Genomic DNA, 23,047 nt, shown 5'->3' on the forward strand with positions numbered 1-23,047 from the left:
CTCAGCACAGCGAAGTCGGCCTCCGGTTTAATTACCAGCCTACCGTAATGATCAGTGCTGCCGGATTGTTATGCTCCAGATAAGCCGCTTGGTTATTCACATCGTCGTAGCAGAATCCGTAAGATAAGCCGTCGATGCTGTGGTCATGCCAAAATTTCGCATAGAAGTTGCTCACAGCAGATTTATAATAATAGCTTGGGTCGTTCCAGTGAGCCGGGTCCTCGAATACGCCCCTGTTGAGCGCCGCACAATCTTGCGGATCGGATGCTGCGCCGATACCTAACAGCACTTCCTGCGTTGTCGGCTTAGGCCCCGGCTTATTCCAGACACTTTCAATGTAACTGTCGAAGTAGTTCGCATAAGGTCCTCCCTCTTTAAAACCGCCCTTAGCCGGCGCTAAAATGCGATATAGCGCTTGAACAAGCGTCTTAAATTCCGCAGGAACTTCATTTAAATATGCAGCGAATAGCGCGGCGCGTGTCTCTGTCTCCCCAACGGTCCGGTCAAAACCGTCATGGGTGATAAGTCTATGTGTGATTGGGAATCCAAAGGCGTCGACGCGGGTTGTATTGCCATGATAGCCGCCGGCATCTAACGTGAATTCAACAAAGTCCCAATAGATGTCGTTGTTCGGATCCGTAGCATTGTTCACATCCGGACCTGCATAGCCGTCACTGTACAATTTGATGTACATTGGCGAACCGATGCTCAGGAACATCCGCCCGGACGAAATCGCAGGTGTCGATACGATCGGCACGTCACTTAACTTGTGGTAGATGTTCGCATAGTTCTGGCCATTCTTCGTCAGATGACCAGGCGCATCGTTCAGTGCGGTTGACGTCGGAACCAGATCGCCTTCTGCATTTAGGTAGCTCATCTTGTTATTGGAATCAAGACCCAGCACAGCCCAATAGATTTGATCATCCCCGAAGTTGCCCCTCGTGCCGTTTTGAATCTGGAAGTCCATGACACCTTTACCGGCTGAAATTTTATAGGTCGCGCTGGCTATCTCGGAATCGGCCACTCCAGCTTTTATCGCGATCGCTTTCACTGTTGTTGTAGAAGCGACGTGAATCGCCCCCGTATAAGTCGGCGAAGCCGCTATTGGCGTCGAACCATTCGTTGTATACTTGATCGTTGCGCCTGCGGTTGTCGTTTCCAATGTGACATTCTGCGCTGTTGAGTAAGTCCCGCCTACAGGCGTGAATGTTGGTGTCGCCGCTTGTGGCGCCGGCGTACCTGCGGTGAACTGGAGCCAATTGAGATTAAAGCCGCCTGACGCGGCGAACAAGGTCAACGTTTGGTTGCCTGCACTCAAATTCAATGTACCTGTGACCGTCTTCCAGCTTTGCCAGCCTCCCGTCGCAGGTACCGTTGTCGTCGTCAAAACCGCTGCCCCGTTCTTCAGTTGAATTTGCCCTCCGCCGTTCGGGCTGGCCACGCGGTATTGTACGGTGTAGGCTCCCGCTGTCGCTACGTTTACGTTATAGCTAAGCGAATCTCCGTTATCGATCCAGCCGACGTTCAATCCGCCTTCAGAAGAATTCTCCGTTTGAATGCCCGACATAGCATCATAATTCTCCGCTTCGATCTTTCCAGGGATCGCCTTGCCCGTCGGAAGGTTGATCACATACGACGCGGTTGTCACTGCTGAATCGGCCATACCGGATTTTATCGCGATCGCCTTGAGTGTAACGCTCGCTGCAACGTTAATCGGCGCCGTGTACGTAGGTGATGAAGCTGCCGGTGTCGAGCCGTCCGTCGTATACTTGATCGTCGCACCCGCCGTCGCGCTCGCAATCGCCACATTCTGCGGCGTTGCGTATGTCCCCTCCGCCAATGTAAATGTCGGGGCAGCAACTTGCTGCTGCGGCGCGATTGACGTGATGCTCAGCCAGTCAAAATTCCAGCCGTTCGTCAATCCGTATACCCGCAACGTCTGATTTCCCGCTGTCAAAGGGACAGAAGCGGCAACCGTCTGCCAATTCTGCCATCCGCCCGTATTCGGAATCTCGACGGTCGCGAGAGCGTCCGTTCCTTTGCGAAGCTGCAGCATTGTACCCGCATACGGGCTGGATACCCGAAACTCCACCTTGTAAGTATCTGTCCTCGGAATGTTAACTGTATAATCCATCCAATCACCATTGTCGATATAGCCTACATTTAGTCCGCCCTCCGAGCTTACTTCCGTTTGTATACCGCTCATCGCGGAAAAATTCTCCGCCTCGATCCTGCCCGGATCGCCGGGTGCGGCTGAAACGGAGGCGGTCGCCAGCAAGCTGACGAACAAAGTAAAAATAAGAAGGAGCGAATTCCCTTTTTTAAAGCCCATTAATGATCCATCCTCTCATTTTTTTTGATAGCGCTTTCATAACAATGCTTATCATCTTCCTCTCAAATTCATCATCTCCTTTCAAAGATGCCGCCTTGCGCCACGTGTAGCACGACCTCATGCCCTTCTGTCTTCATCACCTCCTAGCTCCTTTCAGATTTAATGTCATTTTATGGATTCTTTTATCACATTTAATATAGCACGATCTGAAAAGATAACTATGTAGCATTTTTTAGATTCTATTCGTCATTTTTATTCATTTTTAGGCTCAAAACTGAAATCAGTGCTTGACTGTAAGTGAGGGGGAAGCGCTGCGGGCCAGAGGGTTCTTCCGATCGCCATTAAAGCCAGATTCCTTCATTTTATTGATGTTTCGGTAGGAATCTTGCTTTAAAAGCGACCACTATCGTTTCTCCAGAATCCCTCTGCCCCTTCGCTGCTCTCTCTTATTCCGTCATGTACTGATTTTAAGGTTGATCCCATTTTTAATATTTTGGGATAAATGAATTCACAACAAAAAAAAAGACTACCTCCTTAAAATTAAGGAAGTAGTCTGTATTTTAGAAATTAGTTTTTTATGTCACTATTTCTCAAATGTAAGGTTTCAAACCTTACATCATGCCGCCCATACCGCCCATGCCGCCCATATCAGGCATGCCAGCGCCAGCGCCCTTAGGCTCTGGTTTGTCGGCAACAACCGCTTCGGTTGTCAGGAACATAGCCGCTACGGAAGCCGCATTTTGCAGTGCGGAACGCGTAACTTTAGCTGGGTCGACGATGCCCGCTTCGAACATGTTTACCCATTCGCCGGAAGCAGCGTTGTAGCCGATGCCGACTTTTTCGTTTTTCAGGCGCTCAACGATAACGGAACCCTCTTGGCCAGCATTCGCAGCGATTGTGCGAATCGGCTCTTCCAGGGAGCGCAATACGATGTTGATGCCCGTTTGCTCGTCGCCGTCTGCTGTAACAGACGCAACTGCATTGTATACGTTGATCAGAGCCGTGCCGCCGCCGGATACGATGCCTTCTTCCACTGCTGCGCGAGTGGAGTTCAAAGCGTCTTCGATGCGGAGCTTGCGCTCTTTCAGTTCAGTTTCAGTAGCCGCGCCGACTTTGATTACCGCTACGCCGCCAGCCAGTTTAGCCAGGCGCTCTTGCAGTTTTTCTTTGTCGAAGTCGGAAGTTGTTTCTTCCAGTTGAGCGCGGATTTGGTTCACGCGAGCCACGATGTCGGAAGCTTCGCCGCTGCCGTCAACGATGATCGTGTTTTCTTTCGTTACGCGCACTTGGCGAGCGGAGCCCAGTTGGTCAACGGTTGCCGATTTCAGCTCAAGGCCGAGCTCTTCCGTGATCACTTGGCCGCCTGTCAGAGCAGCGATATCTTGCAGCATTGCTTTACGGCGGTCGCCGAAGCCAGGAGCTTTAACGCCTACGCAAGTGAATGTGCCGCGCAGTTTGTTCACAACGAGCGTAGCTTGCGCTTCGCCTTCGATATCTTCGGCGATGATCAGAAGCTGTTTGCCCGATTGAACGACTTTCTCGAGAACCGGCAGGATCTCTTGAATGTTCGATACTTTTTTATCCGTGATCAGGATGTATGGATTGTCGAGGACAGCTTCCATTTTATCCGTGTCGGTAATCATGTAAGGAGAAACGTAGCCGCGGTCGAACTGCATGCCTTCAACCACTTCCAGCTCCGTAACGAAGCCTTTCGATTCTTCAACTGTAATAACGCCGTCGTTGCCGACTTTCTCCATCGCTTCTGCGATCAGTTGGCCTACTTCCTCGTCAGCAGCGGAGATCGAAGCGACTTGCGCGATCGATTGCTTGCCTTCGATTGGCTTCGCGATTGTTTTCAGCTCTTCTACAGCCGCTTTAACCGCTTTTTCGATACCTTTGCGGATACCCATCGGGTTAGCGCCAGCCGTTACGTTTTTCAGACCTTCGCGAATCATCGCTTGAGCCAGAACGGTAGCCGTCGTTGTGCCGTCGCCCGCAACGTCGTTCGTTTTGGTCGCTACTTCTTTAACAAGCTGCGCGCCCATGTTTTCGAATGCATCTTCGAGTTCGATTTCTTTCGCGATCGACACGCCGTCGTTCGTGATCAGCGGGCTGCCGAATTTTTTCTCCAATACAACGTTGCGGCCTTTAGGGCCGAGCGTTACTTTAACCGCATTTGCAAGCGCGTCAACCCCGCGAAGCATCGAGCGGCGAGCGTCTTCACTAAATTTAATGTCCTTTGCCATTACCGGTTACCTCCCAGAAATATAATAATGTATGTTTGGTCTGTCCATATATCCCGCAAAAGGGCTTATCCAAAGATCGCGTGAATGTCGCTTTCCTTCATAATCAAATACTCTTTACCATCATATTTGATTTCCGTTCCCGCATATTTGGAGAAAAGAACGCGGTCGCCTTCCTTTACTTCCAAAGCGACGCGAACGCCGTCTTTCAGCGTACCGCTGCCAACGGCAACGACTTTGCCTTCTTGCGGTTTTTCTTTAGCCGAATCCGGCAGCACGATGCCGCTGGCAGTTGTTTCTTCTTTTGCGATCGGTTCGATCAATACGCGTTCACCCAAAGGTTTGATCATTGAAAATAGCCTCCTTAAAAAAATTGTCGCTTATTGTTTTTTATTAGCACTCGTAAGCATGAAGTGCTAACAACCATTTTTATCATACTTTTTTTCGGACATAATTTCAAGTGCCTCGGCTCAATTTACAGCAACTTAAACGCCCGCTGCGCCTTAGAGCAAGCTTCGGATAAAATCGCCGCCGATACAGGCCGTTTAGGCCGGCCTCGAACACTTTAACCAGTATAGCCCTGAGAAAATAATCCTATAAGGAGGCTGCTTTAAATTTTCCTGCTAGTCTTGAACCGTAACAATGAACTCGGTCGTAAAGTGATACTTCTGCTGCTCGTCCCCCTCTTCCGTGTAAAAATCGGTCCATCCCTGCACCCGATACTTCCCTTTCGGAAAGCCGTCCCCTGCCAGGAACGTTTTTATAAAATCTTTATGCGGGTCGTTCTCGCTGTACCCTCCTGACTTCTTGAACGGAAAAACGTTCCATTCATTCTGCTTCAGAATCGAGCTTTTAAGCGGCACGGGCATAACTGCTTCTGTCTCGATCCCTCTTGTCAGCTCCTCCACAACAGGCATCGCAACTGGCTCCATGCCGTGATAAATTTTAATTGTTTTTTCCGGACCATCGTATTTGAGCAGCGCTCTCATCTTGATCTTCTCGCCCGGCTTATAGACGTTCTTCTCGGACTCGATCCGCAAAATGAAATCGCCTTCCCTCTTCTCTTCAGATAAGGCCTTCTCTTGCTCATCCGACATGTCCGGCGCCGGAGTAACCGACGCTACAAAATCGTTATCCGAGCTGCTGCAGCCTCCAAGCATAATCGCCGCTGCGATCAATAGCTTCGCCCCAGCCATTCGTCTTCTCATTGTTTTTCCCCGCTTCCTGCCCCTTTTCGGTTATTGACGTTTATTACCCTCATCTAGTTACATATTCAGGAAATATAAAACGGCGCCCCGTACGAGTACGAGACGCCGTTAAGCTTCTTCTATTCTACGCTTCCGAAGCGCCAAGGCCACCTAAAATAAACGAGGTTAGATCTTCGGCCAATTGTTCAGCAGTCCCTTCCCCTTCATCCGTAATGGCACGCCAGTATTCCGATTGACGGTGGAAAAGCAGCGCTCCGACAACCGACATAAACGCTGTATCCAGCGATCGATAATGGAATAGACCTTGATTCCTTCCTTCTTCGACCCAACGTCGCAATAAGAACCACATCGGCATGACATACTCGCGAATCTTCTGAATGCGAGCCGAATTCGTAATGATCTCCTGCTGGATTATCCGAATCAGTTCTGGATCGTTATGACGGAAAAGCGTGATTTCACGAATAGCAAGCTTCACGCCTTCCAAAGGCTCCATATTCTGATCAATTGAAGCAATCAAGTCATTCGGGAAAAAAACTTGAAACAGCTCGCCGAACATATTTTCTTTGCCGCCAAAGTAATAAGAGACGAGAGCGACGTTCGCGCCGGCCGCTTCGCAAATTTGGCGAACGCTGGTACCGTCGAATCCCTGCTCCGCAAAAAGCTTTTTCGCGGCCAGCAATATACGCATCTTAATGTCATTATCGGGTGTTTGCATGACCGTCGATTGAGCCTCCAATAATAAGATGAATTATTGTTGTTTGGCAAGCGCGCCGACAGGCTGTGCCGTTCTTTGGCGTTTAACCGCGACGGCAATAGCGCTGACGACTAGGCCAACAACTGTAAACAGAAGCAAGACAGCGATATCTTTTCCCATTCCCGGACCGCCGAATAACAGGTTCATACCGCCTTCAACCGCGTAGGTCGCAGGCAGCAGATCGCCCAGACGAACGAAGAAGCCGGATAAAAGCTCGCGAGGAACGATTGCTCCAGAAGTCACAAGCTGCGAGGACAGCAAAATAATATTGAAGAGCATTCCCGCCATTCCGAACCAATATAAAAACATTTGCGAAATAAACATAAACGTAACTAACGTCACGAAGAGGAATAGCCACAAGTTCAGGAAGCCTTGCTCCATTTGTCCCCCGAAGGCCGCAATGAGTGATACGCCGACCAGCGACACGAAAACGGCAGAAACAATATTTATTACGCTTCTGGCGGCAAAACGGTTCCATCTTGTTGTGCTGCCCGAGACACCCATTGCCGACTGCTCCAGGTTCATGCCCATAATCATCGCGCCGACGTAGGATGCGAGTACCATCATCATCGGCACCATCTGATTATTCATGCCGCTGACGACGTTCGACGATTGAATATCAGCCTTTACTCGTTCGGAAAGCCCTTGAGCCACAGCAGATGCCTGTTCGGCCGGCAATTGCGCCGCCACCTGGCCAAGCGTCTGTTGGATGCCCGCAGCTACAGCCTGTTTGTTGACCTCTGCGGTTACTTGGTTTGCCACGCTGCTCATCATGCTTTTTATTAGGGCCGGATTCGACTCGTTTAAGAAGTATTGCACAGAGGCATGCCCCTCAGGCGAAGAAGCCTTCTGCGTAAAATCGGCCGGCAAATAAATGACCATCTGCAGCTCGCGTTCATTTAATTGCACCTTAGCTTCCTCTAACGAATTCATTTGCGACATTGAAAATGGCAGTTCCTTCTCCAACTTGGGCGCGATTTGCTGACCAAACTGCTGATCCTCGTTCACAATCGCAATCTTTAAATGATCGATTCGGTCTGTCACGCCGTTATATCCCGTCATCCATACGACAGAGAAAATAATCTGAAACATAAGGGCCGTTACAATACCGACAATCGTTGTCGGCCGTTTAAAGAAGGCTTTCAAAGTAGATTTCATTCAAGCTCCCACTCCTTGTTTATATACGTTAAACAAATGTTTAAAACGATTGTTTAAATCATACGAGATGAACTTCTATTTTGTCAACCATATGCTTTAAAGCAAAAAGAAAGATCGCCTCTTTTACTCGAATGATACTCGAGTAAGGAGACGATCTTATTGTTCGTTTGATTCGCGGCAGCTGTCGCTTGTCGGTTCCGAACCGATCCAGCGAGCGGACCATTCATAAATGTTATCGAATAACGGAGACAGCGCTTGTCCTTTCTCCGTCAGCGAATATTCGATTCGAACCGGTATTTCCGGGTAAACGCTGCGTAAGACCAGCCCTTCCGCTTCCAGCTCCTTCAAGCGCTCGGATAACACCTTGCCGCTTAAATTCGGAATCGCATTCTCAATATGGGCGAATCGGAGAGGACCCGGCAGCAGCGTGAACACGATTAACGCCGTCCAGCGCTTGCTCAGTAATTCTAACGCCTTCTCGAAATGCGAGCATAGCTCCATATCATGTTCCGGCATTGGCATCACCTCTTAGTTGTACATTATACCCGCTGCCGAATGTGTTCTCAAGTTACAAAAGGAAAACAAAACACTTGACGATATTAGGTGATATGAATAAACTAAATTACATAAAGTAAGTAGATGAGTTGAAGTAACAAAAAAAGGAGAGGTAATCATGAATCTTACGTTATGGATTTTGCAAGCTCTGTTGGCCGCTATGTTCTTAATGGGAGGTGTAACGAAACTCACTGCTAAGCCGAAAGCCGATCAGCCTTATTCCAGCGGGTTGCAGCGCTTTATCGGCATCGCGGAGGTGCTGGGCGCCGTAGGTTTGATTTTACCAGGCGCGTTAGACATCGCGCCTGTCTTGACTGGCATCGCCGCGATTGGCATCGCCGTTATCATGGTGCTTGCAGCCATTTTCCATGCGAAGCGCAATGAGAATAAGGCTATCATCATGAACGTTGTTCTGCTGTTGATTGCTTTGTTCGTCGCTGTCGGCCGTTTCGTTATCGCACCCTTCTAAATGAAAAAGAAGCAGGTCCCCTGTATTTTTAATCCTACAGGGGGCCTGCTTTTGTTTTAAGCATCTATTTCTTCATCCAAATCTTGATTTCGCTCGGCTGCTGCAAGCTGCTTGCGATACACAGCGCCGGATAGAAACACGCTAAACTCGTACAGCAAAATAAGCGGTATCGCGACCGTTATATCGGAGATGAAATCAGGCGGCGTGACGATGACGCCGATAAAGATCATGATGAAATACGCCAACCTTCTCATTTTCCGCAAACGAATCGGGTTCAACACCTTGATCGCCGTCAAAAACATAATGACGAGCGGAAGCTCGAAGAGCAGCGAGATCGGGATCAAAATATTGAACATAAACGTGAAGTATTGGGTTATGCCGATCGTTTCCTCCAAATTCAAACTCGCCGATACGCTTCTCGTAAAATGAAAAGCAAGCGGGAACACAACGAAATAGGAGAAAGCAAGGCCTACCAAAAACATTAGCAGTGCAAAAGGAACATATTTCAAAGCGGCGCGCTGCTCATTTTTCTTCAACGCCGGTTTCACGAACGCCCACAGCTGGTATGCGGTGAACGGAATCGCCAGTATCAACGCAATAATAAACGCAAACTTCATGTACATCCCGATGCCGTCCCAAAGTGAGAACGCGTGCAGCGGCATCGTTTTGGCGGGCTCTTGCGCCATTAAATAATCGTAAGCCGGTCCGGCGGCGATTAGACCCAACACTAAGCCGATCACAATGACGATTAATATGTATATGATCCGCTTCCGTAGCTCGCCCAAATGCTCCAGTATAGGCATCAGGCCTTCTTCGCGGATGCGTTCTCTGTCGAAGGAAGTTCCGCTTCGCGACGACGATTCCATCTGCCTAGCCTCCTTTTCAACAAAAAAGCGGGCCCGGTGATTAGTCCGGAAGCCGCTTATTATTGGACTCGTTATTTGACGGGCTTACGTCGACCCGTTGGTTGTTGTCTTTCGCTTTCTGATCGTTGTCGTCCATTAAATCTTTCGCACCGGCTTTAAATTCTCTAAGCGTCCGTCCAAAAGCTCGTCCCAATTCAGGCAGCTTATTCGGTCCAAACAGCAGCAAGGCAACCAATACGAGCAAAATAATTCCCGTAGCACCAATGCCTCCCATATTTCATCCACCTTTCAAAAAATAGTGTATATCAAAATACTCAGCTACGTGAGAAGCCCTCCGTAACCCATGCTGACGATATCGTCCTTCACAATCGTCTGACCTGCTAATATACGGGGCAGCAACGCGTCGAATGATGTATACGGATCATGCATAACACAGCCCGGCAGTCCTAGTATCGGCACATTGTGCAAGTACCCCATCAGCAGCATTGACCCCGGCAGCATCGGCGTACCGTAGCTGACAATAGCGGCTCCCGCTTCTTTGATCGCACCTGGTGTGCGGTCGTCGGGATCTACCGACATACCGCCAGTTACCAATATCATATCATATTGCCGCTCTAGCAAATAGTGGATTTCCTTGACAATTATTTGACGGTCGTCGGGTACGAACCGTTGTTCCGCGATTTCCGAACCGAACGCCTCCACTTTTGCGCGAACGGCCGGACCGAACCGGTCTTGAATACGTCCAGAAAATACTTCTCCGCCGGTCGTCAGCAAACCAATGCGATGCTTGCGGAATGGCAGCACCCGTATCGGCGCTTCTCCACCGTGGCTCTCGCGGTACGTCTCCGCCGCCAGCTCGACCGCTTTGATTGCCTTCTTCGATACGACAAGCGGTATGACCCGCGTAGCCGCTACGGCTTTGCCGGGCTGCATCACTTTATGCGCAGGAACTGTCGCCAGCGCAATTTCTCCCATGCTGTTGATCGCATCGACAACCTCCCTGGCTACTGATGCAATTCCGAGACCGGTCGATTTCATCGCGACCTTTCCTTCATGCGGCTCAGTCAGTTCGATACCGCTGCCGTACAAAGCTTTCGCCATCCGCATTGCTGCGTCATCCTCGTGCAAATCCTCTTCTCCGAGCCGTAGAACGTAAATATGCTCTTTGCCAATGTCGAGCAACCGCGGAATATCTGCCTCGGTAACGACATGTCCTTTTTTAAAAAGACGGCCTTTGAACTGTCCCGGCAAAATTTGCGTCAAGTCGTGGGCAAGCCGCAGACCGATCGCCTGACGGACCGGCACCTCTTTCAACTCGGTAATGCCACTCATTCCTCATGCTCTCCATAACTGCCCGATACGATCTCAAGCGCATGCGGAAGCTGATCCATGATCGCCATCAAGCCTTCGTGCACGCCCTTTGGGCTGCCCGGCAAATTAATGATCAGCGATTGTCCGCGGATACCGCAGACGCCTCGCGACAGCATCGCTCTTCTTGTTTTCAACAATGCGCCCATCCGCATCGCCTCAGCAATGCCCGGTACGATGCGATCGACCACCTTCAGCGTCGCTTCCGGCGTAACATCTCGCGGCGCTAATCCCGTTCCGCCGGTCGTCAGCACCAGATTAGCTTGGTAATACTCCGTCATTTCAATAAGGGCAGCCATAATTTCATCCTGTTCATCGGGTACGATCCGGTAATCGACGATTTCCCCGCCAAGCTCTTCTTCCACCAATTCGCGAATTACTTGCGCGCTCGTATCCTCTCTTTCACCGCGGGAGCCCTTATCGCTTGCCGTCAATATCGCAACTTTCCACTGAGTCATCGTCATCCTCCTATCCCAGCTTTCCTATGATCGTATGAGGGCTGTCTATTTGTCTATTTATTCTTTACTTATCGATCCGGTAGTCGCCGCTTTTACCCCCGTTTTTGGCGAGGAGCTGCGTTGGACCGATCGACATATCCTTTTGCAGCGCCTTGCACATGTCGTACACCGTTAAGGCTGCGGCCGAGACAGCCGTTAAGGCTTCCATCTCCACCCCGGTTTTACCAGTCGTTTTCACTGTTGCTTCTATATAAAGCTCGTCCGTACCATTGTCCTCGAACCGAACGTCGATTCCAGTCAACGGAAGCGGGTGGCACATTGGAATCCAATCTGATGTTTTCTTCGCCGCCATTACAGCAGCGACCTGCGCGACAGAGAGCACATCGCCCTTACCGATCTTTCCTTCTTTTATACGGGACAAAGTGTCTGCTTCCATTCGAACTGTCGTAGCAGCCGTTGCGCTCCTGGCCGTAACCGCCTTATCACTAATATCGACCATTCGCGCTCTTCCTTGCTCGTTGAAATGCGTCAGATCCATTAGCAGTCGCCTCCCTTCCCCGCAACGTTCGGAGTGCCGTCGAACATCAGCATCCCGTTTTCTGTCACGAGACCGTCCATCCGCTGATCATGCGGCTGCATTGGAATAAGCTCTTCAAGCTGTATCCCATACGCTGCTCCAATCCATAACGTCTCCTTGCCGTTTCCCTGCTGCATGCGGTTTAGCCTCTCAGCGAAGCGATCATAATAACCGCCGCCATAGCCCATTCGTCCGCCGTATTGGTCAAAGGAAAGTCCGGGTGCAACTACAACGCTAGGAGCAAAAGCGATCGACAACGGCGGACATTTCTGCAGATCGGGCTCTAAAATACCGTATGCTCCCTCGGTTAAATCCGACCAGTTCCCAATTTGGTGCAAGGACATCGAATGATCCCTCATATCGCTTCTCGGCATAATAACGGCGATGCCCGATTGCCAAGCCCAATCAGCGACAGACTTAATATCAAGCTCACCTCGGAAAGGCGCATAGCACATCAGCGATTCGACTTCTCGATTTGAAAGCCAATTGATCAAATGGCGGCATGCGGCCTCCGAATACGCCTTCCTATCCTCCGCTGACAGCGAATCCCGCTTTTCTTTCATCCGTCGGCGAAACGCATGCTTATCCGCGAATGCCTGAATCTGTTCTTCCTTCATAACCGCAACCCGCTCTGCCTTCCCGTTTGTTCCTCTATGTTACTTGTAGTTTACCATTGTTATGCAACTTTCGCCAATGCCGGCGTCGGTTTGTGGTAATATAGAATGAAACGGCAACCGACATCGTTTGCTTGCCATTATTTGTTGGAGGTATCGTATGCTGCTTCAAGTTTCAAACCTGAATAAAAGCTATGGCATTGACGTCATCTTGTCCAATATAACGCTGCAAGTGCTCGAACGCGACCGGATCGGCCTCGTCGGCGTAAACGGCGCAGGCAAATCGACGCTGCTGAAAATGATCGCCGGCGAACTCAGCTATGACTCCGGCGTTATTCATAAAGCAAAAGAAACGAAAATCGGCTATCTCGCCCAAAACAGCGGCCTGCAATCGGATCGCACCATTATGGAAGAAATGCGCGCCGTGTTCTCTCATTTAATTGAAGCCGAGACCGAACTGCGGGATCTCGAAATGCAAATTGCCGATCCGGCTCTTCACGACAATCCGAAACGATACGAAGAAGTGCTCGATCGCTATTCGAAACGTTCCGATTGGTTCCGCGAGCAAGGCGGCTTTGAAATCAATACTCGAATCAATAGTGTGCTTCATGGCATGGGCTTCGGCTCCTTTTCGCCGGACACGGTCATTTCGACGCTCAGCGGAGGGCAGAAAACGCGTTTGGCGCTGGCCCGCATTTTGCTGCAATCGCCCGATTTGCTTATGCTGGACGAGCCGACCAACTACTTGGACATCCCTACCCTGACCTGGCTCGAGAACTATTTACGCAGCTATTCCGGGGCCATTCTCGTCGTATCTCATGACCGCTATTTTCTGGACGCGCTCGCAACTACGATTATCGAGGTCGAACGGCATGCGGCCAGAAGGTACACCGGCAACTACAGCCGTTATATCGAGCTGAAAGCAGCCGAATACGAAGCGAATCTGAAGCTGTATGAAAAGCAACAGGATGAAATCGCAAAGATGGAACAATTTATTCAACGCAACATCGTTCGCGCTTCGACAACGAAACGGGCACAAAGCCGCCGTAAAGCGCTAGATCGAATGGAGATGGTCGACAGGCCGCAGGGCGATTTGAAAAAAGCGAGCTTTATGTTCGAGATTGAGCGCCAAACCGGCAAAGACGTGCTTGATGCGAATGAGCTTGCCATGCGCTTCGACGAGCCATCCGGCAAACTGCTATTCGAGCACGTATCCTTCAAGCTCCAACGCGGAGAAACGATCGCCTTAATCGGCCCGAACGGTATCGGCAAGTCAACGCTCCTGAAAGTACTTGTCGGCGAACGCCATCCTTCCGGCGGCACGGTCAAATGGGGGGCGAACGTCAAGCTTGGCTACTACGATCAGGAACAAACGGGACTTAATCCGAGCAATACGGTACTGGAGGAAGTTTGGAAGTCCTATTCGCATATGGAGGAAGCCCGCATCCGTACCGTTCTCGGCAACTTTTTGTTTAGCGGCGAGGATGTGTTGAAAAAGATTTCGTCCTTAAGCGGCGGCGAGAAAGCCCGCGTATCGTTGGCCAAGTTGATGCTGCTTCAAGCCAATGTGCTCATTCTCGACGAACCGACCAACCATTTGGACCTCTTTAGTAAAGAAGTGCTCGAAAGCGCGCTGCTCGACTACGAAGGCACCTTGCTCTTCATTTCCCATGACCGTTATTTCCTAAATAAAATGGCCGAGCGAATCGTCGAGTTGACGCCTAACGGCACCGAACATTTCCTAGGAAATTATGACGATATGATCGAGAAAAAGAATGAGCTCGAAGAAGCCCGTTTGGAAGCTGCCGCGAAGCTTGTCTCCGCTGGTAAGACGCAATCCGCAGAAGCGCCTACTACTTACGAGAAGGATAAGCAAGCGAAGCGTGACGAAAGATCTCGTCAACGAAAGCTTGAGCAAACGGAACAGCTCATTTCAACGCTGGAGGAAGAAATAGCCGCTTTCGAAGTGCAATTGACTGACCCTGCCGTTTTCAACGATTATATGCGAATCCAAGAGATACAAGCAGAAATAGAGAAAAGACGTGCTTCCCTCGCAAGCGCCTATGAAGAATGGGAGCAGTTGAGTGAATAGCCGAATAGCGTGATAAGAAGACCGGGCATCGTCGCATGCCTGGTCTTTTTTTTGGCTCAAAACCGCAGGAGCTGCGGGTCAGAGGGTTCTTCCGATCGCCATTAGAAATCAACCCTATCCTTGCTTAAAATCAGGCTCCCCTTACATGATCACTTTTCATAAATAAAAAAAAAAGATGCTTACGCCGATGAAAACGTAAGCATTGAGAGGGAAACCATCGTTTGGGACTTGCTTGCGCAAGCCGTTTCCGGCTGCGTTGGGATACGAATCGCAGGCGCCGATATTGGATTAGTCCATCCATTGCCTACGCTATCCTATATTAGTAAAAATCAATAATCAAAATAGATATTGATTCTATACTCAAGGGGTAAATTGCTCAAGCCGGATTAATCCGAGCCTCTTCGCCTCCACGATCGCTTCGGAGCGGGAACGCACGCTAAGCTTCTCGAAGATGCGGGTTAAGTTATATTCGACCGTTCTTTGACTCATATGAAGCTTGGCCGCGATATCTTTATTGCTGTTGCCATTTGCTACTTCCTGCAAAATATCCTGATCCCTTTCATTGATCGATACCTCTTCAATCGCCTTTTCCGCACGTGTAATTTTCACCTCGTTGCGTCGAAGCTGCTTCAGCAATGAAATCGGAATAACTGCCTCTCCGCGCAAAGCGCAGCGAATCGTATTATGAAGTTGCTCGCGGGATACCGTTTTGGAGATAAACCCCGATACGCCGCATTCAATAAGCAAATTGTAATGACTGCTAATCTCATACCCCGTATAGATCAGAACTCGCCGATCGGGATCTTGTAGAATAAGCCGTTTCGTTAATTCCAAGCCGCTAATGCCAGGCATGTTCAGGTCGCATAAAATGATGTCAAACGGTTCATTATTTACCGTCTCCAGAGCCTCCATTGCAGAGAGCACGACCGTAACCTTCATTTCGGCGTCCTGCTCGATCATCGTCTTCGTTCCTTCGCCGACTGAAGGATGGTCATCAACTAATAAGATACGAATCACGCAATAGGCCCCTTTCCCTGCCGGCTGTCATCGTCTCCGGCAAACGAATGACGACTTCTAGGCCGTTTCCGCGCTTAGAACTAAAGATGACATCACCTTCAAGGCTAGCTACTCGTTCCTTGATGCCTGACAGTCCCATATGCTCAAACGACGCTTTCATATAGTCGACATCCATGCCTATACCGTCATCCTGATAACGGAAGTAGATTTCAACCTTGCGCTGCTCAAGCTCCAGCGTAACCTGTTTCGCTTGCGAGTGCTTGGCCGCGTTGCGAAGCAGCTCTTGTACGATCCGATAGATCGCCGTAATCTGCTCCTCGTTTAATTCTCTTTCAAATACCTTCGGACGGAAATCGATCGCGAAATTATCTCTCATTTGCGAGTGCTCCACAATGGATTCGACCGCTTCGACGACGCCCATTTCCTTTAACAAAGGAGGACGCAGCTCATTGCAGGTTTCGCGAATTTGATGAATAACGTCGAGCAAACCTTCCTTGATCTCTTCCAGTTCCTGATCCAGCTTATCCGAAAGCGGGTGGTCCATCATAATTGATTCCAGCTTGCGGTACCAAAGCAATTGATCCTGCAGAGCGGAATCATGCAAATCAGCAGCCAGCTTGCGGCGTTCGTTCTCCGATAAGCAGAACAGCAGCCTTAACACCCAAGGGGATGTCGTTTGCTCTTTGCGAACCTCCGATTCCAAATCCTCGATCAATCCTTCGATCAAGTACAAGTTCTCGAACACAATACTGGCGTAATTGGCCATTGTCTTCAGCCACCGCAGCTCGTCCGAATTGAAGCGGGTATGATTGCTCTTCGAACCGATCCAAACGACGTGATAGCGGGAACGCTGTCTTCCAATGACAAGTCCGAGGCCGTGAGGAAGCTCGACCATCTCGCCAACCTTAAACGTGTCGACCACTTGCAGGAGGAAAATCGCCGTGCCTTGTTCCTCCAACGTAGTACCGATCGGTGTAACAACCGCGTCCGTCGGATCAATTAATAAAAAGTCGATTCGATTGACCGGAAGCAGCTCGTTTAATTCTTGTCGCAACACGGCTTCCAGATCAGCTCTCTTCATCACGCGAGCGATTTTACGAGAAAACCGGTCCAGACTATCTTGGTAGCTATACATCGCCTTGAACAGCCTTGGCCTAAACTTATGGTCAATCTGTTCCTTCAAATACAAGAGCAGCGTAATCGACGCATAGACGAGCACGAACACTTGCAGGAACATAATCCAGTTGATGCTGGATTGACTCTTCATAATAGCGGCCACGCCCAGCGCGACGATAATCGACGGGATTAGGGCCAGCGACGTATAGTACTTGAATCTCGTTAAAATAAAATCGATGTCGAACAATTGGTTAGACATCAGCAAGTAGAAATAAACAACCGGCAATACAAATAAGAACGGCGCGGTAAAAGCGGCCGGCAATACTTGCGAGCTGCCGAAAAACAACGGAAGCACGTTCATCAGCGTGAAAGGTGTGAACGCAACGATATGAGACGTTAGCGTAATCTTGAACAACGAGTTCAGTTTCGTACGCCTATGATACAAATACCGTTTGACCAACAATACGATGCAAAGGAAGTTGCCCGCCAGCAAAGTACCGTAGTACACCATCCGAATATAGATGAATACTTCGCTTGGAATGAGATCTGTCCACACATAGATGAGACAGCCCAACTGAACAATGCCCGAAATAACAAATAGAGCGTTCAGCCAAAATTTACGTATAAATTCGACATCATACCGTCTAAGATAATTGTTCATAAACAACAAAAATAAGGACGGAATGAACGGAATAGCGACATAGATCATCGTATAGCCTACCAAATCGCTTCGATAGGAGGCAGCCGATGAATAGTAGCTAAGTCCGATAATGACGAAAAATAGCATTAAGATAAAAGCGGCGCGATCATCCTTGCGCTTCCGATACAAAAAAAAGGACAATCCCGAAAATAGCAGCAGCGAACTTAACGGTAAATAAAGCTGAATTAGCAATTCCGATCCGGAATGCTCTCCGTTCCACCCTTTGCTGAATGTTACGAGATCGTAATTCGTTGCATCATGCCTGACGAGGATCGACTCGGCCTTTTCCACGGAGAAAAATTTGTTCAAATTGTGATAGTCGGCGGCGGGAGCGCCGTTAACTTCGACAATTTCGTCGCCAGCCTTAATACCTTTCACAATGGCTTGTCCAGCAGGCTCAATCGCCTCAACAAAATATTTCCCATCCTGCGCTCTGACCTCGAGACCGATGAAAGGCTCTCGAACAACGGTCAGGGTCATGTATAACAAAAGGGCGACCAAGATGAGCAGGAAGAGAGAGGTTAGGATGTTCTTTGTATGTATGTTTCGCATAATTCTCCTCCTGCCCGGCTGGTCCTACATGGCGGGATTGATTAGCCCCAGAATGCCATTTGGTAACCGTCTTTTTTCTCTTGTTGATTCTTCAACGCATCTTGGAGTGCGCTGTGCTCAGCAGCGGATGCGCCAGCGAGTTGAGGCTGAGCCCCGAGTACAAAACCATTGCTTGCCAAAGAACGGATTGTTTCTTTCAACATAGATAATCTCCTCCTGCTATATTAGAATCAACTTCTGATTCTAATATAGCAGGATTTTCTTCGACAGCAAACGCTAATCTAGTTCGTATTTACCGCAATGGTCATTGCGGTATCCCTGAATTTTCCAAGTTACCCGACACGATGCGCATGATTTCGTCTGCGCTTGCCGCAGCTTCCGGGACTTCCCGAAGCAGTTCCTGAAACCGATTGAAGTGCAGGTTGAACAGCGCCGATCCGTATAGCAGCGCTCCGCTTTCCTCGCAGATACGGGCAAACTCCTCGAACCTGTCGTCCAGCTCCTGTATGCTCAGGCGGCCTGCGAAATAATCGCCGATCCACCCATGATGTTCGCTCAAATCTTCAAGCAAGTAGAGCGTCAACGCCGTTTTCTTTCTTTGAGCAAAGTCGTTCTTGTCGTCCCGCCGAACTAGATCTCTTCGATCATTTTCAATTTGAGCCGCCATACCCAATTCCAGCGCATAGTCAGCCACCCCAGGGTGCCAGTCCCTACCGGTAAGCATGACGCCGGTCATACAAGCCATAACGAGCAACGCGGCCGATTTTTGCCGAACAACATCCAAGTAGTCGCTCTCTTCATTTACGAGGTTCATAATATCGGTCATTTGCCCGTTTGCCGACTGCAGCCACTGTCGGTTCATCATATCGGCTGTCCGCAGCACGGCAAGCGAGTCAGTGCCGCAGTCCAACAGCGCTTGCTGAGACAAGGACATCAACGCGGCAGCCAGCTGAAGCGAGACCGGAAGCGGCGCGCGGCTCCATGGCTGATGCGGGGAATCCTGATCCTGAAGATCGTCGATAATGTCGGAAGCTAAAATAAACAGCTCTACGGAGGCGGCCGCTTTGTAGATAAGCTCGTCCTTTCCGCCAAACATACGGTAATGAAGCACAGAAAGCATGCCGAACCGCAAAGGTTCGGCATGCTTATGTTCGATAAAAGCGGATGCGTATTCCGCAAGCGGCTTCGCCGTGAAATAGGTTTCCGACAATCGCTGCATTTCCTGCTTCAGCTGGAGCAAATCGTTGTTCACCGCAAAAACCTCCATCGCATTAGTTGTTTCTATTTTACACGATGGAAGAAAATGCCGGCAACCCGGCTTGTCATCGTTTCGCTCTTCTTATTTCCCCTCTTTCTGTCATTGGTCTCCTCTTGTTCCTGTTGTTGTTCGGCATCCGCCCCCCCGTTGAATTTATCAAGAAGCGCCGCCAGCATTTGCATGCGCTTCTCCAAGACTTTGCTGCGTTGCATTGACGGACTTTTGATGTCGTTGCCATAATTCATATTCAAAGCCCTCCTCCAGGATAGGAAGCCGTCCGTCATACCTCCGCATAAGCAAAATGCATGTACACGGCTTCCATTGTTAAACCGCCTGCAGGGATTTGCGATATCAATTCCAAGGGGGTATCGCATTTCACGACGCCTCCCTTGCGCAAAACCGCAACTCGATCGCAATTACGCTGCATTTCCCCCATGTCGTGAGAGGAAATAACCACCGTTTTACCCTGCCTCTTCAAGTCCAATATCAACGACCAATAATCGGCTCTTGCCTGTGTGTCCAAGCCTGTCGTAGGCTCGTCCAGAAAAATAATTTGCGGGTCGTTGACGAGCGCGATAGCGAGCGCGACGCGCTGCTGCCACCCTCCGGACAGCCGTTTTACCGTTTTATTCTCGTACGGCCCAAGTCCGAACCGCTCGATCAACTCATTCAAATCGCATTTTCGCGCATAAAACGATTGGAACAGCTCCAACGCCTCGCGCACCGTCATTTTATCGAACAGAGAGGTGCTGTGCAGGTGAATGCCGATGAACTCCTTCAACCTCTCCGCTTCCATTATCGCATCGATTCCAAGCACTTCAATCCGCCCATTGTCCGGCTTTCGAAGCCCCATCAGCATTTCGAGCAACGTCGTTTTTCCTGCCCCGTTAGACCCAATGACGCCAAACAGCTCGCCTTCCTTCACATAAAAGGACACTTCTTCGACAGCTACTTTGTTTCCATAGTTTTTGCTCACCGAGTTGACTTGAATGACCGTTTGCTTCCTCATCGGCAGATATCCTCCATTCAATGTGGAATACGCACCATTGCTGTCGTAATTCCCACTTGAAAACTGATTACTTCAACCATAAACCATTATGCTGCCGGCCGCACCGAAAACTATACTGCATAATCGCGCAAAGTTTTTGCGGCACCGCAACGATAAATTGCAGGAAAAATACTCGCAATTACATCAAATAAAAAATGAGGAACAGCACCCACAAAGTGCCATTTCCTCGTTAAAGGATTTAATTCCTAATAATAGAAAAAAGCTTCTGCCTCCATATTAAGCGGAGGCAGAAGCTTTTTTCACTCTGTCCACGATATCCACAGCTTTATCCACAGCATCGGTAGAATTGTTAGTTAATTCCGAAGAAAGGCTCCCCCGTATTAAAAGGATTTGTAAAGATTAATGTCGCTAATAATTGGAAATCACGACTAACCCCACTCACTTTTCCCCATAATCCACATTTTTGCTGTGGAAGATTGAAAAAACGATCCACTTTCCGCCAACAGTTTTATAGACAATCCGAATGCCTTAAAATACGACATTTTTAACCTGTTCTACACATCCGTCAGGCGTTTTGAGGGCAATTAAACGCCCTCGCTCCGAGACTGCACTTTTTTTCCTGCAGCGGACATCATCGCTTGATTGCATGCAGCAACATAGGCTCTGGCGGCGGCAAAAATAATATCCTCATGAACGGACGTCCCCCGGTAGCGTTCCCCGTCGCTCACTACGGTAACGACAGCTTCTCCATGCGCGTCTTCCCCTGTCGATAGCGAGTGAATCTCCAGGTCCTCAAAATCGGCGGCGATCGGAATTGCTTCCCGAATGCAATGAATAACGGCTTCCAACGGCCCTTTGCCGGCGCCGGAGTATGAGCGCTCCTCGCCGTCTGCGCTCGACCTGATCGTGACCGTTGCGGTACGCGTTTGACGACTGCCTGCCAGCACCTGCAGATCGACCAGCAAGTAAGGGTCCGGCTGCGTATCGGTCGTTTCGCCGGCGATGCGGATCAGCTCGCCGTCGGTTACGATTTTTTTCGTGTCGGCCAGCTCCTTGAACCGATCGTACACCTCCGTCAAATGCCGGTCCGCCACGTCGATGCCGTATTCAGACAGTCGGTGCTTGATCGCGTGACGCCCGGAATGCCGACCGAGTACAATCATGCTGCGCGAAATCCCCATCGCTTCCGGGTCCATTATCTCGTAGGTGCTGCGGTTTTTCAGCAGCCCGTCCTGATGGATGCCCGATTCGTGCTGAAAGGCGTTTCGTCCAATAATCGGTTTATTATAGCCGATCGGATAATGCATCGCTCTACTCACCTTATGAGAGGTTTCGTATATTTCACGGCTATCAATGTCCGTTTCCAGTCCAAGCGCCGCTTTCCGGGTCTCGATAATCATCGCCAGTTCCTCCAAGGCGCAGTTCCCGGCTCGTTCGCCAACGCCGTTCACCGTTACCTCTACCTGCGTCGCACCGCCTCGGATAGCCGCCAAGCTGTTGGCGGCGGCGAGCCCCAAATCGTTATGATTATGTGTGCTGTAGCGAACCGTTTCGCCGTCGCGTGCGCCTATACGGACCGAACGGAACATCTCCTCGATTTCATCCGGCAGCGCGTAGCCGAGCGTGTCCGGCAGATTGACGATCGTCGCTCCTTCCGCAATGGCCGCTTCAACCAATTCAATCACAAAGCCGCGGTCGGAACGGCTCGCATCCATTGCTGAAAATTCGATCTCCTTCACGTACTGCTTGCCGTAAGCGATCATTTCGCGCACGATCTGCACAACCTCCTCCCGCGTTTTGCGCAGCTGGTACTGAAGATGTATGTCTGACGACGAGATGAACAGATGCAGCCTGCGTCTTGCTGCGTCCTGAGTCGCCTTGACAGCTGCGTCGATATCGACTTTCGTCATACGGGCGAATCCTGCTATCTCAATGCCTTGCAGCTCGCGGGAAATTTGCTGCACAGCCGCGAATTCGCCCGGACTCGAGACTGGAAATCCCGGTTCAATGACGTCTACACCCAGCTTCGCCAGCTGTCGGGCAATAATAATCTTCCGTTCTGGATCTATCGAAGCCCCCGGAGACTGTTCGCCGTCCCTTAACGTCGTATCGAAAATTTCAATTTTTTTCGTTCCGTTTTGCATAGGCCATACCTCCAATAAAAGGTTTTATTTGCCGCAAGTTAAGAAAAAGCAAAAAGCCTGCCGTCTCTATTCAAGAGACGACAGGCTTTTTCATAAAAAACCGCCGCGGTACCACTCTAATTGACCGTTCCCGCTCCGCTCGCCTTTACGTTCCTATATCAAACGAAAAGAGCGAAGGAAGAGTCCCGGCCCGCTCGGGCGCCGATAACGGCGGCATGCCGTGGCGAAGTACTCGCAGCGCGAATCGCGCCCTTTCCTTCGTCCTGCTCCCGGGCGAGTTCAGACGAAAGGCTCGGCTGCGTCGCACCGACCCGCAGCTCTCTGCCGTTCCGCTTTTCGTCCTACTGCTCCCGATCAACGCATTCCTGCTATGGAAATAAGAAAGACCTGCCGCCTCTTTATTCAAGAGACGACAGGCCGTTAACGTCCTGCGCGGTACCACCCTTGTTAACCTGCACTGCTCGCCCGTCGGCTGCTTGCGCGCGGTTCACCTTAAGTCATCGCCAATCCCGGAAACTGGACGATGCGCACCCGATTACGGGGGTTAGCCGTTATGA

Annotated in this window: 22 protein-coding genes and 1 other annotated feature; of the genes, 2 read left to right on the forward strand and 20 right to left on the reverse strand. The window is 50.0% G+C overall.

The features are described from left to right. Positions 1-31 precede the first annotated feature (31 nt). The 7 genes from ACFVTB_RS20140 to ACFVTB_RS20170 all read right to left on the reverse strand — a co-directional run bounded on the left by ACFVTB_RS20140 (position 32) and on the right by ACFVTB_RS20170 (position 8,211). Positions 32-2,332: a carbohydrate-binding protein gene (locus ACFVTB_RS20140; protein ID WP_387753105.1), complete on the reverse strand. Its 2,301-nt coding sequence runs from the start codon at positions 2,330-2,332 to the stop codon at positions 32-34. 611 nt (positions 2,333-2,943) lie between these two features. Beyond that, positions 2,944-4,578, reverse strand: a complete 1,635-nt coding sequence (groL, locus tag ACFVTB_RS20145; RefSeq protein WP_387753108.1) for a chaperonin GroEL — start codon at positions 4,576-4,578, stop codon at positions 2,944-2,946. 65 nt (positions 4,579-4,643) lie between these two features. After that, on the reverse strand, positions 4,644-4,925 hold the full coding sequence (gene groES, locus ACFVTB_RS20150) for a co-chaperone GroES (protein ID WP_387753110.1): 282 nt from the start codon (positions 4,923-4,925) through the stop codon (positions 4,644-4,646). A 273-nt stretch (positions 4,926-5,198) separates the two neighbouring features. Further along, positions 5,199-5,783: a hypothetical protein gene (locus tag ACFVTB_RS20155; RefSeq protein WP_387753114.1), complete on the reverse strand. Its 585-nt coding sequence runs from the start codon at positions 5,781-5,783 to the stop codon at positions 5,199-5,201. Between the two features lie 124 nt (positions 5,784-5,907). Further along, the gene (locus ACFVTB_RS20160; protein WP_387753117.1) at positions 5,908-6,498 is read right to left on the reverse strand and encodes a TetR family transcriptional regulator; all 591 of its coding nucleotides are present in this window, start codon (positions 6,496-6,498) and stop codon (positions 5,908-5,910) included. Positions 6,499-6,531: 33 nt separating this feature from the next. Next, the gene (locus ACFVTB_RS20165; protein WP_387753120.1) at positions 6,532-7,695 is read right to left on the reverse strand and encodes a YhgE/Pip domain-containing protein; all 1,164 of its coding nucleotides are present in this window, start codon (positions 7,693-7,695) and stop codon (positions 6,532-6,534) included. A 156-nt stretch (positions 7,696-7,851) separates the two neighbouring features. Beyond that, positions 7,852-8,211, reverse strand: coding sequence for a winged helix-turn-helix transcriptional regulator (locus ACFVTB_RS20170; protein ID WP_387753123.1), 360 nt, complete (start codon positions 8,209-8,211; stop codon positions 7,852-7,854). Positions 8,212-8,368: 157 nt separating this feature from the next. On the opposite strand from ACFVTB_RS20170, the gene ACFVTB_RS20175 reads away from it, so the two are divergent. Next, the gene (locus tag ACFVTB_RS20175; RefSeq protein ID WP_387753126.1) at positions 8,369-8,719 is read left to right on the forward strand and encodes a DoxX family protein; all 351 of its coding nucleotides are present in this window, start codon (positions 8,369-8,371) and stop codon (positions 8,717-8,719) included. Between the two features lie 56 nt (positions 8,720-8,775). Here the strand turns inward: ACFVTB_RS20175 and tatC are convergent, their stop codons facing one another. The 6 genes from tatC to ACFVTB_RS20205 form a co-directional block, all read right to left on the reverse strand. Then, positions 8,776-9,585: a twin-arginine translocase subunit TatC gene (gene tatC / locus ACFVTB_RS20180; RefSeq protein ID WP_387753129.1), complete on the reverse strand. Its 810-nt coding sequence runs from the start codon at positions 9,583-9,585 to the stop codon at positions 8,776-8,778. Positions 9,586-9,625: 40 nt separating this feature from the next. After that, positions 9,626-9,859, reverse strand: a complete 234-nt coding sequence (locus tag ACFVTB_RS20185; protein WP_387753132.1) for a twin-arginine translocase TatA/TatE family subunit — start codon at positions 9,857-9,859, stop codon at positions 9,626-9,628. Between the two features lie 44 nt (positions 9,860-9,903). Continuing rightward, a complete protein-coding gene (locus tag ACFVTB_RS20190; protein ID WP_387753135.1) occupies positions 9,904-10,917 on the reverse strand; it encodes a molybdopterin-binding protein in 1,014 nt (337 codons plus the stop codon). Further along, positions 10,914-11,411, reverse strand: coding sequence for a MogA/MoaB family molybdenum cofactor biosynthesis protein (locus ACFVTB_RS20195; protein ID WP_387753138.1), 498 nt, complete (start codon positions 11,409-11,411; stop codon positions 10,914-10,916). Before ACFVTB_RS20195 ends, ACFVTB_RS20190 begins: the two co-directional genes overlap by 4 nt. A gap of 64 nt (positions 11,412-11,475) precedes the next feature. Further along, on the reverse strand, positions 11,476-11,949 hold the full coding sequence (gene moaC, locus ACFVTB_RS20200) for a cyclic pyranopterin monophosphate synthase MoaC (protein WP_387753141.1): 474 nt from the start codon (positions 11,947-11,949) through the stop codon (positions 11,476-11,478). After that, the gene (locus tag ACFVTB_RS20205) at positions 11,949-12,605 is read right to left on the reverse strand and encodes a 5-formyltetrahydrofolate cyclo-ligase (RefSeq protein ID WP_387753144.1); all 657 of its coding nucleotides are present in this window, start codon (positions 12,603-12,605) and stop codon (positions 11,949-11,951) included. Before ACFVTB_RS20205 ends, moaC begins: the two co-directional genes overlap by 1 nt. 157 nt (positions 12,606-12,762) lie before the next feature. On the opposite strand from ACFVTB_RS20205, the gene ACFVTB_RS20210 reads away from it, so the two are divergent. Continuing rightward, positions 12,763-14,694: an ABC-F family ATP-binding cassette domain-containing protein gene (locus ACFVTB_RS20210; RefSeq protein ID WP_387753146.1), complete on the forward strand. Its 1,932-nt coding sequence runs from the start codon at positions 12,763-12,765 to the stop codon at positions 14,692-14,694. A 360-nt stretch (positions 14,695-15,054) separates the two neighbouring features. Here ACFVTB_RS20210 and ACFVTB_RS20215 read toward each other — a convergent pair whose 3' ends face one another. The 7 genes from ACFVTB_RS20215 to ACFVTB_RS20245 all read right to left on the reverse strand — a co-directional run bounded on the left by ACFVTB_RS20215 (position 15,055) and on the right by ACFVTB_RS20245 (position 22,490). Continuing rightward, on the reverse strand, positions 15,055-15,711 hold the full coding sequence (locus ACFVTB_RS20215; protein ID WP_387753149.1) for a response regulator: 657 nt from the start codon (positions 15,709-15,711) through the stop codon (positions 15,055-15,057). Next, the gene (locus ACFVTB_RS20220) at positions 15,689-18,079 is read right to left on the reverse strand and encodes an ATP-binding protein (protein WP_387753152.1); all 2,391 of its coding nucleotides are present in this window, start codon (positions 18,077-18,079) and stop codon (positions 15,689-15,691) included. Before ACFVTB_RS20220 ends, ACFVTB_RS20215 begins: the two co-directional genes overlap by 23 nt. Before the next feature lie 41 nt (positions 18,080-18,120). Then, a complete protein-coding gene (locus tag ACFVTB_RS20225) occupies positions 18,121-18,282 on the reverse strand; it encodes a hypothetical protein (RefSeq protein ID WP_387753154.1) in 162 nt (53 codons plus the stop codon). Between the two features lie 101 nt (positions 18,283-18,383). Next, positions 18,384-19,331 (reverse strand): polyprenyl synthetase family protein, encoded by a 948-nt coding sequence (locus ACFVTB_RS20230; protein ID WP_387753157.1) that lies wholly within the window; start codon positions 19,329-19,331, stop codon positions 18,384-18,386. Between the two features lie 29 nt (positions 19,332-19,360). Continuing rightward, positions 19,361-19,582 carry a hypothetical protein gene (locus tag ACFVTB_RS20235; RefSeq protein ID WP_387753160.1) on the reverse strand — a complete coding sequence of 74 codons (222 nt, stop codon included), beginning with the start codon at positions 19,580-19,582 and terminating at the stop codon, positions 19,361-19,363. Between the two features lie 35 nt (positions 19,583-19,617). After that, on the reverse strand, positions 19,618-20,346 hold the full coding sequence (locus ACFVTB_RS20240; RefSeq protein WP_387753163.1) for an ABC transporter ATP-binding protein: 729 nt from the start codon (positions 20,344-20,346) through the stop codon (positions 19,618-19,620). Between the two features lie 584 nt (positions 20,347-20,930). Next, positions 20,931-22,490: a 2-isopropylmalate synthase gene (locus tag ACFVTB_RS20245; protein WP_387753166.1), complete on the reverse strand. Its 1,560-nt coding sequence runs from the start codon at positions 22,488-22,490 to the stop codon at positions 20,931-20,933. Between the two features lie 70 nt (positions 22,491-22,560). Further along, positions 22,561-22,857, reverse strand: a binding site (T-box leader). Positions 22,858-23,047 lie beyond the last annotated feature (190 nt).

Source organism: Paenibacillus sp. NPDC058071, assembly GCF_042885235.1.
Classification (GTDB): Bacteria; Bacillota; Bacilli; order Paenibacillales; family Paenibacillaceae; genus Pristimantibacillus.